At 48.4% G+C, this 12,730-nt stretch carries 14 protein-coding genes; 8 read left to right on the top strand and 6 right to left on the bottom strand.

All coding sequences use genetic code 11. The features are described from left to right. The 6 genes from HMPREF3052_RS02330 to HMPREF3052_RS02305 form a co-directional block, all read left to right on the top strand. The coding region (locus HMPREF3052_RS02330; protein ID WP_141756594.1) for a surface lipoprotein assembly modifier at positions 1-283 on the top strand (283 nt) is incomplete at its 5' end. Between the two features lie 152 nt (positions 284-435). Next, on the top strand, positions 436-1,167 hold the full coding sequence (locus HMPREF3052_RS02325) for a hypothetical protein (RefSeq protein ID WP_141756593.1): 732 nt from the start codon (positions 436-438) through the stop codon (positions 1,165-1,167). Between the two features lie 152 nt (positions 1,168-1,319). Continuing rightward, on the top strand, positions 1,320-1,526 hold the full coding sequence (locus tag HMPREF3052_RS02320) for a hypothetical protein (protein WP_141756592.1): 207 nt from the start codon (positions 1,320-1,322) through the stop codon (positions 1,524-1,526). 50 nt (positions 1,527-1,576) lie between these two features. After that, positions 1,577-3,850, top strand: a complete 2,274-nt coding sequence (locus HMPREF3052_RS02315; protein WP_070748254.1) for a Tex family protein — start codon at positions 1,577-1,579, stop codon at positions 3,848-3,850. A 145-nt stretch (positions 3,851-3,995) separates the two neighbouring features. Continuing rightward, positions 3,996-5,063, top strand: a complete 1,068-nt coding sequence (locus tag HMPREF3052_RS02310; protein ID WP_070748252.1) for a Fic family protein — start codon at positions 3,996-3,998, stop codon at positions 5,061-5,063. A gap of 130 nt (positions 5,064-5,193) precedes the next feature. After that, positions 5,194-5,535, top strand: coding sequence for a hypothetical protein (locus HMPREF3052_RS02305; protein WP_003683849.1), 342 nt, complete (start codon positions 5,194-5,196; stop codon positions 5,533-5,535). A gap of 57 nt (positions 5,536-5,592) precedes the next feature. Here the strand turns inward: HMPREF3052_RS02305 and HMPREF3052_RS02300 are convergent, their stop codons facing one another. Next, the gene (locus HMPREF3052_RS02300) at positions 5,593-6,483 is read right to left on the bottom strand and encodes a LysR family transcriptional regulator (RefSeq protein WP_070748250.1); all 891 of its coding nucleotides are present in this window, start codon (positions 6,481-6,483) and stop codon (positions 5,593-5,595) included. Between the two features lie 128 nt (positions 6,484-6,611). Here HMPREF3052_RS02300 and HMPREF3052_RS02295 point away from each other — a divergent pair, with 128 nt between their 5' ends. Next, on the top strand, positions 6,612-7,007 hold the full coding sequence (locus HMPREF3052_RS02295) for a DoxX family protein (protein ID WP_049350928.1): 396 nt from the start codon (positions 6,612-6,614) through the stop codon (positions 7,005-7,007). Between the two features lie 15 nt (positions 7,008-7,022). After that, complete coding sequence (locus tag HMPREF3052_RS02290; protein WP_070748248.1) at positions 7,023-7,628, top strand: nitroreductase family protein; 606 nt, start codon at positions 7,023-7,025, stop codon at positions 7,626-7,628. 112 nt (positions 7,629-7,740) lie between these two features. Here the strand turns inward: HMPREF3052_RS02290 and cysS are convergent, their stop codons facing one another. The 5 genes from cysS to obgE form a co-directional block, all read right to left on the bottom strand. Further along, positions 7,741-9,162, bottom strand: a complete 1,422-nt coding sequence (cysS, locus tag HMPREF3052_RS02285) for a cysteine--tRNA ligase (RefSeq protein WP_070748246.1) — start codon at positions 9,160-9,162, stop codon at positions 7,741-7,743. Between the two features lie 2 nt (positions 9,163-9,164). Beyond that, positions 9,165-9,797: a MutH/Sau3AI family endonuclease gene (locus HMPREF3052_RS11195; RefSeq protein ID WP_083318768.1), complete on the bottom strand. Its 633-nt coding sequence runs from the start codon at positions 9,795-9,797 to the stop codon at positions 9,165-9,167. Next, positions 9,787-10,602 (bottom strand): DNA-methyltransferase, encoded by an 816-nt coding sequence (locus HMPREF3052_RS02275; RefSeq protein WP_070748244.1) that lies wholly within the window; start codon positions 10,600-10,602, stop codon positions 9,787-9,789. The genes HMPREF3052_RS11195 and HMPREF3052_RS02275 overlap by 11 nt, the downstream gene beginning before the upstream one ends. Then, a complete protein-coding gene (locus HMPREF3052_RS02270; protein WP_070748242.1) occupies positions 10,595-11,404 on the bottom strand; it encodes a Dam family site-specific DNA-(adenine-N6)-methyltransferase in 810 nt (269 codons plus the stop codon). Before HMPREF3052_RS02270 ends, HMPREF3052_RS02275 begins: the two co-directional genes overlap by 8 nt. Before the next feature lie 160 nt (positions 11,405-11,564). Further along, on the bottom strand, positions 11,565-12,719 hold the full coding sequence (gene obgE, locus HMPREF3052_RS02265; protein WP_070748240.1) for a GTPase ObgE: 1,155 nt from the start codon (positions 12,717-12,719) through the stop codon (positions 11,565-11,567). Positions 12,720-12,730 lie beyond the last annotated feature (11 nt).

Genomic DNA, 12,730 nt, shown 5'->3' with positions numbered 1-12,730 from the left:
TTCATTCTCAACCTGTGGTGTAAACAACGCGGTTATTTTCTATACCTTAGCCACATCGCTCAACATCAGCGTGCAGCGCAGAAACTACCGCGGCCCCGACATCTTCAATATCCAGCGCCGCGACACCGAATACTTCACCCGCCTGGCGCTGTCGCACAGCCGCCTCTCCTGGAAAGGCTTCACCCCGCGCCTGAACTGGACCTGGTCGCACATCCGCAGCAACCATTTCTATTACCGCTATAACAACCACCGCGTGTTTTTGGATATATTCAAGCAGTTCTGATAAAAAAAGCAGCCTGCACTTTGTTGGTTACAGTAAAATCAACAAGGTTGCAGGTTGGAAATATTAAGCAGAAGCGGAAGATTTTGCCGAATTGAAAGCGTTGAAACGGTAATATAGGCTACCTGAAAATATAAACACAACATGAAAGGTTTATGATGGATAAAGGAATAAATAAGGATTTATTAGAAAAAATAGTTAATCTTCTTGAGATGAGAAAAGAAAGAGAATCGAGAGACAGTATTGAATATCATAAGATTCATTACACTCAGATTATATTGGATAAAATATCTGAATCAGATGATTGCTGGCTATCAGTCTGCCCATTCAATTATCATTGTATAGGTAAATCTTTTGAAAAAATATTAAATTTTTTAGAAAATAATTGGGATTCAGAAATATTAGATAATATATTCCTAATGTCAATTAGATTCTTACGAGAAGCTGAATTGACAATGAGGCGTCAATACAGAGAAAAGATTTGGAACGATAGTGATATTTATGAAAGGATTTGGGATTGGTTTAAATCATTAAAAAATGATGACATTACCCACAACAATATATCTAAATTAAATTACATACAAAGCGACTATTCGCTTATGCTGCTCAACGATTATTTAGGAAATAAATCATTTCAAGCATTCTTAAACTATGAAGAAAATATAAAAAAGATTGAACAACATTCCATTGTTTTAAAAGAAACATCAGACAACATACAGAAAAGTGCTGACGAGAAATTGGAAAAAGTCGAACAGTTAAGTGATACATTGAAAAATCTAGAGCAGGGTTTTAATTTTGTTGCCTTATCTGATGGATTCAGCAGAATGCTTAATGAAAAAAAGAAAGTAAGGAATCGATTTTACAGCTTTTATTTCTTATCGCAGTAATTATTTCAGCAATCCCGGCATATAAATTTCTTTCTGATGGAGGTGCTAATTTAACTTGGCAGCAAATCGCAATAAGTGCGGGTTTGGAATTGGTTTTAATCTATTTCTTTCGCGTTGTCTTATTTCATTACCGTACTGTGCAAACCCAAATCATGCAACTAGATTTGCGGCTGTCGCTTTGCCAATTTATCCAAAGCTATGCCGAATATGCCAAAGAAATCAAAACCAATGATAAAGATGCGCTAGATAAATTTGAAAATCTTATTTTTAGCAGCATCTTATCCAGCGATGAAAAAATCCCCAGCACATTTGACGGTTTGGAACAATTAAATAGTCTAATCAAACAGTTCAAACAATAATTTTTATATAGCTCCCAAAAAACCAGCCTGCACCCATCCAAAGGACCCCCATGAACATCACCCAAATCCTCTCCCAAGAACTCTCCGCCACCGCCGCGCAAATCACCGCCGCCGTCGAGCTTTTGGACGACGGCGCGACCGTGCCGTTTATCGCCCGCTACCGCAAGGAAGCCACGGGCGGACTGGACGATACGCAGCTGCGCCAGCTTGCCGAGCGGCTGCAATACCTGCGCGAGTTGGAAGAGCGCAAAGCCGTTGTGTTAAAAAGCATTGAAGAGCAAGGCAAGCTTTCAGACGACCTCAGGGCGCAAATCGAAGCCGCCGACAACAAAACCGCGCTGGAAGATTTGTACCTGCCCTACAAACCCAAGCGCCGCACCAAGGCGCAAACCGCGCGCGAACATGGTTTACAGCCGCTGGCGGATTTGCTGTTGAACGAGCAGCCGCAAGACGCGGAAACCGCCGCCGCGCCGTTTGTCAGTGAACACGTACCCGACACCAAAGCCGCGCTCGACGGCGCACGCGCGATTTTGATGGAGCAGTTTGCCGAAGATGCGGCGCTGATCGGCCGCCTGCGCGAAAAACTGTGGAACGAAGCCGAAATCCACGCGCAAGTCGTTGAAGGCAAAGAAACCGAAGGCGAAAAATTCAGCGATTATTTCGACCACCGCGAACCCGTCCGCGCCATGCCCAGCCACCGCGCGCTGGCGGTTTTGCGCGGCCGCAACGAAGGCGTGTTGAACATCGCGCTCAAATACCAGCCCGACGACACGCCGATTACCCAGCAAAGCGAATACGAGCAAATCATCGCCCGCCGTTTCAAGGTTTCAGACGGCCACAAATGGCTGCGCGACACCGTGCGCCTGACTTGGCGCGCGAAAATCTTTTTGTCGCTGGAACTTGAAGCCTTAGGTCGTCTGAAAGAAGCCGCCGACACCGACGCGATTACCGTGTTCGCCCGCAATCTCAAAGACTTGCTGCTCGCCGCGCCCGCCGGACGGCTGACCACGCTGGGTCTCGACCCCGGCTATCGCAACGGCGTGAAATGTGCCGTGGTGGACGATACGGGCAAGCTGCTGGATACCGTCATCGTCTATTTACATCAAGAAAACAATATGTTGGCAACGCTGTCGCGTCTGATTAAACAACACGGCGTGAAGCTCATCGCCATCGGCAACGGCACCGCCAGCCGCGAAACCGACAAAATCGCAGGCGAACTGGTGCGCGGAATGCCCGAAAGCAGCCTGCACAAAATCGTCGTGTCCGAAGCCGGCGCATCGATTTATTCCGCGTCCGAACTGGCGGCGCGCGAGTTCCCCGACTTGGACGTTTCCCTGCGCGGCGCGGTGTCCATCGCCCGCAGGCTGCAAGACCCGCTTGCCGAGTTGGTGAAAATCGACCCCAAATCCATCGGCGTGGGCCAGTATCAGCACGACGTGAACCAAAGCCAGCTCGCCAAATCGCTGGACGCAGTGGTCGAAGACTGCGTGAACGCCGTCGGCGTGGACGTGAACACCGCCTCCGTCCCGCTCTTGGCGCGGATTTCCGGCTTAAATCAAACCCTTGCCCAAAACATCGTCGCCTACCGCGATGAAAACGGCGCGTTCGACAGCCGCAAAAAATTGCTGAAAGTACCGCGTTTGGGCGAAAAAACCTTCGAGCAGGCAGCAGGCTTTTTGCGGATTAACGGCGGCAAAGAACCGCTGGACGCGAGTGCCGTCCACCCCGAAGCCTATCCCGTCGTCGCCAAAATGCTGGCGCAACAAGGCATTACCGCTGCCGAACTCATCGGCAACCGCGAGCGCGTGAAGCAAATCAAAGCGTCCGACTTTACCGACGAACGCTTCGGCCTGCCGACCATTCTGGACATCCTGTCCGAGCTGGAAAAACCCGGCCGCGACCCGCGCGGCGAGTTTCAGACGGCCTCTTTTGCCGAAGGCATTCACGAAATCAACGACTTGCAAGTCGGCATGATACTCGAAGGCGTGGTCTCCAACGTCGCCAACTTCGGCGCATTCGTGGACATCGGCGTCCATCAAGACGGCTTGGTGCACATCTCCGCCCTGTCCAATAAATTCGTCCAAGACCCGCGCGACGTGGTGAAAGCCGGCGACGTGGTGAAAGTGAAAGTGCTGGAAGTCGATGCCGCCAGAAAACGCATCGCGCTCACCATGCGCTTGGATGACGAGGCGGGCGGCGCAGCCAAAGGCAACAGGTCGTCTGAAGGCAAACATTCCGAACGCCGCGACCGTAAACCCCAACGCAACGACTGTGCCCCGACCAATTCGGCGATGGCGGATGCGTTTGCGAAGTTGAAGCGGTAACAGTAGTCTGAAGTGCTATTTAAATTAAAACCGTTTTGAAACAAATAAATAAAATTAAATTGTAAAAAAAATCCCGTTTTTTTATCATATCGAAGCGATATAGCAAAAAAATGGGATTTTTTTATCAATTAACCGAAAACCTAAAATGTACTCGATCGAACAATTCCCTCCCGAAGCAGACCTCGAAACGGTCCCTGTCTTGAAAAAACTGAATTCCGCCCATCGTTATCTGGCCGAATTAAAAGGTATATGCCGCAGCATTCCCAACCAAGGCATTCTGATTAACACGCTGTCTTTGCAGGAAGCCAAAGACAGTTCTGAAATCGAAAATATCATTACCACCCATGACGAACTGTTCCGTGCAGGAATATCGGCAAGCCAGTCTAGTCTTGCCATCAAAGAAGTGCAGAATTATGCTTCAGCACTGCATTGCGGCTTCGACCTTATCCAAGAACACGGAATGCTGACCAACAATCATATTTTGACAATACAGGCCGAGTTGGAAAAAAACCGTGCCGGATTCCGCAAACAGTCGGGAACGATGCTGAAAAACGACCGTACCGGCGAAACCGTCTATACGCCGCCGCAACATACGGACGACATCATCCGCCTGATGAGCAGATTGGAAGCATTTATCAACGACGACAACACGGAAAAACCTATCGACCCGCTGATCCGCATGGCGCTGCTCCATCACCAGTTTGAAAGCATTCACCCGTTTTACGACGGCAACGGCAGAACAGGCAGGATTATCAATGTGCTGTATCTGGTTTTAACCGGATTGCTGGATATTCCCGTCTTATACCTCAGTCGCTATCTGGTTCGGAACAAAAGCGAATATTACCGCCTGCTACAACATGTACGCGATACGGGTGAATGGGAAGGCTGGCTGCTGTATATGCTGGAAGCCGTGGAACAAACCGCCAAGGACGGCATCGATACCGTGCAACACATCCATCAGGCGATGCTGGACTACAAACACCGCATCAGGCAAAACTTCAGTTTCTACAGCCAAGATCTGATTAACCACCTGTTCAACCATCCCTACACAAAAATCGATTTCCTGATGAAAACGCTGAACGTTTCCCGCCCCAGTGCCGCCAAATATCTGAACGAACTGACGGAAGGCGGATTCCTGCATAAAGAAAACATAGGCAGAAGCAACTACTATATTAATATCGCGCTGATGGATATTTTATTACCAACCAATTGATAAAATTAGAAATTTATTTAAATATTAAATCAATATATTACTTATCTCATACCCGCTGGTTTACCCATACAAACAGGCGTATAGTTCCAAATATTACAAATCCATCATCACAACCCAAGGAGTTCAAACCATGAAACCTGTTTTGTTTGCCGCGCTGATTTCCTGTTTCTCCGTTGCTGCGTATGCGGCCTGTACCGACAGCCAGCAGCAGTGCGTGATTTATAAAAACGGCAATGTTGCGACAGAAGGCGGCTGTACGGTCAGCAAGTGTCAAAGTGCCGATGCACAAGTGTTGAAATGGAAGCTGAAAAACGGCAAAGGCGTAACCGTGGAAATCGGAAAAAACGGTAAGGTTTTGGTGAACAAAAAACCGGGTGCGAAAGCGAACAACAGCAATGCGTCAGGCATGGGTTTGACATGCTATGCCGCCGATGCGGACAAACGCGAACAGTTCTGTTCGACCAATTATTGATTGGATTATTACTTTGATTAAAGGCCGTCTGAAAAGTGTTTCAGACGGCCTTGATGTTTATCCTTCCGATATTTTTTCATTGAGAAAGTCGATAAAGCTGCGTACTTTCGCGCTGAGAAAGGCCCTGTCGACATAAGTGGCGTTCAGTTGGTCTGCCCAGATGGTGTAATCGGGCAGGAGTTGGATCAATGTGCCGTCCTTCAATTCCTGCTGAACTGCCCAAAGGGGCTGATAGCCTATGCCTGCGCCTGCTTTAATCAGCTCGCGGATCATCAATGTGTTGTCGCTGCGGATAACTGGGGAGAGATGGAGAATGGCTTTTTCTGCGGTAGCGCGGTGGGTAATTTCCTGGTCTTGTTGACTGGTATAGGAAGGCAGGATGGCTTGGTGCTGCATGACGGCTTCGGGTGTATCGGGTGTGCCGTGTCGGGCAAGATAGTCGGGGGCGGCAAGCAGGACGAACTCGATTTTGGCCAGCGGTTTGACGATCAGCGAAGGGGAGGGGGTTTTGGAAACGCGCAAGGCGAGGTCGAAACCTTCGGCGATAAGGTCGATATGGCGGTTGTCGAGGACGAGGTCGAGCGTGACTTTGGGATAACGCTGGCGGTATTCGGCCAACCATGCACTCATATTACCGCCTGCAAACCACAGGGGCATGGTAACGCGCAACATACCCTGCGGCGTGTCGGCGCTGCCTGCCGCTTTTTGGGCGGCGGTGTCCAAGGTATCCAGCGCGTAGCTGCATTGGCGGTAGTATTCTTCGCCTGCTTCGGTCAGGTGGAGGTTGCGGCTGTTGCGGTGTAAAAGCTTGGCTTGAATGGTGTTTTCCAGATGGCTGACGTGTTTGCTGGCCATGGCGGTGGAGATGTCGAGCTGATCGGCGGCACGGGTAAAACTGCCGCTTTGAACCACTTGGCGGAAAACTTTTAGGCTGAATAGGGTATCCATGATTTCTTATTAGGAAACGTTGTATCAATAATTTTAGTATATATCTCTTACTGGGAATTATCTATACTGCACTTATTGAAATTGCTCCCTACCTCTTTCAGGTAGCCATTAAAATAAGGATTATTAAGATGTCAGCCCTCAAATCATTCCAACCGGTTGTATTGTCTGTCTTGCGTATTGTTGCGGCGTATCTGTTTTTGCTGCATGGCACAGCCAAGTTTTTCAGTTTTCCGATGTCCATGGGCGGCGCACCTGAAGGCTTGATGCTGGTGGCCGGTATTTTGGAAATTGTCGGCGGTATCTTATTGATATTGGGCCTGTTCACCCGTCCGGCCGCGTTTATTTTGTCCGGTCAGATGGCTGCCGCCTATTTTATGGCACACGCGTCTTCTGGTAATGTTTTGTTCCCATTGGCCAATCAGGGCGAATCTGCCGTTTTGTTCTGCTTCGTGTTCCTGTATCTGGCAGTAGCCGGTGGCGGAGCGTGGGCTTTGGATAATGTTTTTGGTAAAGATAAAGATTAATTTAAGGAAAAGATCATGACTTATTCTGTTTTGCAACAAGCTGCTGAAACCCGTCGTTCTATCTATGCATTGAACAACACCCTGCCTCTGTCCAATGAGGAAGTAACCAAAATCATCGAACACGCCGTTTTACATACGCCGTCTTCTTTCAATTCGCAATCTGCCCGAGTGGTCGTATTATTTGGCGAAGAACATGCCAAAGTGTGGCATTTTGTCGAGGAAGCTTTGCGTGCAATTGTTCCTACCGAGCAGTTTGAAGCCACTGCACAAAAACTGAACTTGTTTAAAGCAGGCGCGGCGACAGTTTTATTCTTTGAAGATCAAGATGTTGTCAAAGGCTTGCAAGAGCAGTTCCCATCTTATGCGGCCAACTTCCCGATCTGGGCAGATCAGGCAAATGGCATGATTCAATATGCTGTGTGGACAACATTGGCGGCTGCCGGTATCGGCGCCAATCTGCAACACTACAATCCGCTGCCTGATGCGGCCATTGCCAAAGAATGGAACCTGCCGGAAAGCTGGTTGTTGCGTGCGCAAATGGTGATTGGCGGTATCGCGGCTCCAGCCGGCGAAAAAACCTTCCAACCAATCGAAGGCCGTCTGAAAGTATTCGGCGCATAAATGAAATGATGTTTTAAACCAAGGACGCGATGTTTGCGCCCTTTTGGAAATAGCAAAATTAAAAAGGCCGTCTGAAAACAGTTTCAGACGGTCTTTTATCTATGTCATGAAATCAACCGCGGCGCCAAGTCGTACCGCCGGCATTGTCTTCCAGAATGATTTTGTGTTCGTTCAGAAGGTCGCGGATACGGTCGGATTCCGCCCAGTTTTTATCCGCGCGTGCCTGTTTGCGGCGGGCGATTAAGTCTTCGATTTCTTCGTTGGAGAGGCCGTCTGAAACAGCACCGCCTTGCAGAAACTCAATCGGATCGCGTTGCAACAGGCCGATGATGCCGCCCAAAGCTTTTAGGCAGCCGGCAAGGTGTGTATCATTGGTTTTGTTCACTTCGCCTGCCAGTTCGAACAGTACGGCAACGGCTTCGACCGTACCGAAATCGTCGTTCATGGCGGCGTAGAAGCGGCGGGTGTAGTCGTTGGCATTTTCGGACAATTCGAACGCGGCGGCTGGGGTGTTTTTCAAAGTGGTGTACAGGCGGGTCAGTGCGCCTTTGGCGTCATCCAGATGCGCGTCGGAGTAGTTCAGCGGGCTGCGGTAGTGGGCGCGCAGGATGAAGAAACGCACGACTTCCGGGTCGTATTGTTTCAACACTTCGCGGATGGTGAAGAAGTTGCCCAACGATTTGGACATTTTTTCGCCGTCCACACGGATGAAGCCGTTGTGCAGCCAGTATTTGACATGGCTAGCAATGCTTTGACCGTGATGGGTTTGCGCGTGGTCATGGCCGCAGGTATGGCCTGTCGCGCCGACACTTTGGGCAATTTCATTTTCATGGTGTGGGAACTGCAAGTCCGCACCGCCACCGTGAATATCGAAAGTATCGCCGAACAGGTTTTCGCTCATGGCAGAGCATTCAATATGCCAACCCGGACGGCCGTTGCCCCAAGGGCTTTCCCATGCCGGCTCGCCTGCTTTGGCCGCTTTCCACAACACAAAATCAAGCGGATCACGTTTGAAACCATCCACTTCCACGCGCTCGCCTGCGCGCAGGTCGTCTAACGATTTGCCCGACAATTGTCCGTAAGCGGCAAACTCGCGCACGGCATAGTAAACGTCGCCGTTTGCGGCAGAATATGCCTTGCCGTTTTGAATCAGGGTTTCAATCATGGCAATCATTTGCGGAATATTTTCCGTTGCCTTCGGCTCAATATCCGGACGCAACACACCCAAAGCATCGGCATCTTCGTGCATAGCCTGAATGAAACGCGCGGTCAGTTCGCCGATGGTTTCGCCGTTTTCAGCCGCACGGGCAATGATTTTATCGTCGATGTCGGTGATGTTGCGCACATAAGTGAGCGGATAACCGCACTCACGCAACCAACGGGCAATCATGTCAAACACAACCATCACGCGGGCGTGACCCAAGTGGCAATAGTCGTAAACAGTCATACCGCAAACGTACATACGCACGTTTTTAGGGTCGATGGGGGTGAAGGGTTCTTTTTGTCGGGTAAGGGTGTTGTAGATGGTGGTCATGTTTAATTTTCTGTACTATTTAAATTAATGAATTTAGCCAAAAATGAAGGACGAGCATAAAATGCTCTGGATGTAGAACCATGCCCTGATCCTTTTGTTCTTGGTTGGATATATATACCCATCTTGCCTGTCAGGAAATTAAATCCTTTATTTGGGTCTAGAATGGTCTGACGTACTAAATTGTAATCAGCTTTTACTGATTCATATAAATCAGAACTTTCATTCAAATCAAATTCGACAATATCATAAACAAAACTAGGGTCATCAACAGTTCTCCCAATAGTTCTTGCAACAACGACTGCTTTTTTTAATTTCGATAGTAAGTGGCTATCTTCAAATTCTTTCTGACAAACATTGACAGGATCAATCATAGTAATAGCCATCGTTTCTTTGAATGCTAATCTACCATTTCTTAGGGTTTTTATTGGGATAGATTTTAATTCCCATGAACCGAAGTTGGGTGATTGGGCAGAATTTAACGGCAACTCCAAAAAACGTTCTACTACATGTCCCGCCCAACCTTTATTAACTTTTCCTGATGGAGCATAGACAGTAACATTATATTCTCTTGCTAAATCATGTAGGTTCTTTCCAAGTAAATCCTGCATTTTCACAATAGCCTCTCTACGTTCCATTAGTTATCCTTTTCTCTGCCAATTCAAAAAAATTTTGCTTCATCTCACATCCGCAAAATTTCCGTCCATTTTTTATAGCAGCAACGCCTGTTGTTCCACTGCCCATAAATGGATCGAAAATCAAATCGCCAACATTAGATGCAGCTAATATACAGCGCTCTAGCAATGCTAGCGGTTTTTGCGTTGGGTGTTTACCGAGCGTTTTTTCCGTTTTGTTTGGTGGCGGGAACATCCAGACACTTTTCATTTGTTTGCCATTGTTTTGTATTTTCATCATGTCGTAATGGAAAATATGCTTTGCCTTCTTATCTTTCTTTGCCCATAACAGTGTTTCGGTGGAATGGGTAAAAAATCGGCAGGACAAATTAGGCGGGGGATTAGGTTTTTCCCAGGTAATATTGTTCAGAATATGATACCCGATGGTCTGCATTAAGTAGCCGATCAGATAAATATTATGAAATGTGCCACATACCCAAATCGTGCCGTTCGGTTTTAGCAAGGCATAGCATAAGCGCAGCCATTCTTCGTAAAAAACTAAATCCGCCGCCATGCCTTTAGATTTATCCCAACTACCTTTATTGACGGAAACCATTTGCCCATTTTGGCAGGTAAAGCCATCATTGGATAAAAAGTAAGGAGGATCGGCAAAAATCATATCAAAACAGCCATCCGAGTGTTTGTCCAAGATACGGCGCATCACATGAAGAGAGTCTTCGTTATAAATAATGGAGTCGTCTGAAACCAGTTTTTTCAGACTGCGTCCATAATGTGCTACTTCTTCCGATACTTTGTTAAATTCACTCATAAATTGCTAGTAATTCTCCGACTTTTTTCCTGCTGCTTCCTTTGGCGGCAATACTGCGTTGAACTTCGACTGTTTTAATAACAGCATCACGGTAAATCTCACGGGTAAATGTGGTATCGTGATTGGAAATTAGAATACCGTGCGCCCGCCGTGCTGTTTGTTTGGCAGTTTCTGCCAAGCGTTTTTGTTCGTCCAAATCGAAACCGCTTTTGGAATAGGAGGTAAAGGACGAGGTTTCGCTCAAAGGTGCATAAGGTGGGTCGCAATAAACGGTGTCGCCATCTTCCGCTGCATCTAATGCCGTCTGGAAATCGCTGCAGGTCAAATCTATCCGTTCAGATTTCTGTACAAAAGCCTGCATTTCGGTTTCGGGAAAATAAGGAGATTTGTAGCGTCCGAACGGTACGTTGAAACAGCCTTTGCTGTTGTAACGGCACAATCCGTTGAAGGCATGGCGGTTCAGATAAACAAACAGAGCTGCGCGCTCAATGGTGTCAGTACTGTGGTTAAATCTGTCACGTAAGTCATAATATTTTTTTTCGTTATTATTTTCAGGGATAAAGAAAGAATGTGCGTAGTCGATAAAACTATGTTGTTCTGTTTTTAAGTTTGAAAACAGAACAATCAAGTCAGTATTAATGTCATTGAGCAAATACCTCTCAAAATCCAAAGACAGTGATAAGGCAGCAGAGCCTGAAAACGGTTCAATCAGGCGTTTTCGTTTTTTTGTGGGGATGTGGGTTTCAATAAAGGGGACAAGTTTATACTTCCCTCCAGCCCATTTCAGAAAGGGTTTGGACATATCTTGCTCATAGTCGCCCGTAAGCGGCTATATCATATTCGGTTACTTAATAATCGCCCGTAGACGATTAGCTTGTTCGTGGTAGTTACGATTCTTTCTAAGAATACTTTGTTGAATTTCAGACGGCCTTTTACGTCATCAATAGGCCGTCCGAAATTTTTTACTCCGGCTTAAATACACCTGTGTCCGTTTTAGGCTGCTGCTCGGCAATCTCAACATTTGCGGCTGCCTGTTCCGCTTCTGCTTTCTCGGCTTCAATGCGTTTTTTCTCAGTCAGGTATTGGTTGATTTGGTGTACCAATTCCTGCGTACCTTGGTGGGTCAGTGCGCTGATTTGGAAGAGGCGCGGGGTTTCCATGTCGAATTGGAAACGGTCGTCGGGTTTGGGGTAATCCCAGCCGATGGCTTCGAGGAAGGCGGCGGTGCGTGCTTGGGCTTCTTCTTCGTCGAGCATGTCGAGTTTGTTCAGCACCAGCCAGCGCGGTTTGTCGTAGAGTTCTTCGTCGTATTTGCGCAATTCGTTGATGATGGCGAGGGCTTCTTCTGCTGGGTTGACGGCTTCGTCGAATGGGGCCAAATCGACGACGTGCAACAGCAGGCCGGTGCGCGATAAGTGTTTGAGGAAGCGGTGGCCGAGGCCTGCGCCTTCTGCCGCGCCTTCAATCAGGCCGGGGATGTCGGCCATGACGAAGCTGTGGTTTTCGTCGATGCGCACGACGCCCAAGTTTGGATGCAGGGTGGTGAAGGGGTAGTTGGCAATTTTGGGGCGTGCGGCGGATACGGCGGTAATCAGGGTGGATTTGCCGGCGTTTGGCATGCCTAATAAGCCGACATCGGCGAGGACTTTAAGCTCGAGTTGTAGGGAGCGGGTTTCGCCTTCTTCGCCGGGTGTGGATTGTTTCGGGGCGCGGTTGACGGACGATTTGAAGTGGATGTTTCCCAAGCCGCCTTTGCCGCCTTTGGCGAGGCAGACACGTTGGCCGTGATAAGTGAGGTCGGCAACGATTTCGTCGGTATCGAGGTCGCGGATAAGGGTGCCGACGGGCATTTTGAGGACGATGTCGTCCGCACCTGCGCCGTAGCGGTCGGAGCCGTGGCCTTTTTCGCCATTTTTGGCTTGGTAGCGTTTGACGAAGCGGTATTCGACGAGGGTGTTGGTGTTTTCGTCGGCTTCTGCCCAAACGCTGCCGCCTTTGCCGCCGTCGCCGCCATCGGGACCACCGCGCGGTACGAATTTTTCGCGGCGGAAACTGGTTGCGCCATTACCGCCTTTGCCTGCGGCGACTTCGATTTTTGCTTCGTCGATGAATTTCATGATGTTCTCTT

Origin of the sequence: Neisseria sp. HMSC056A03, from assembly GCF_001815685.1 — a bacterium.
In the GTDB taxonomy this organism is placed as follows: Bacteria; Pseudomonadota; Gammaproteobacteria; order Burkholderiales; family Neisseriaceae; genus Neisseria; species Neisseria subflava.
This window is presented reverse-complemented; position numbering and strand designations above follow the sequence as displayed.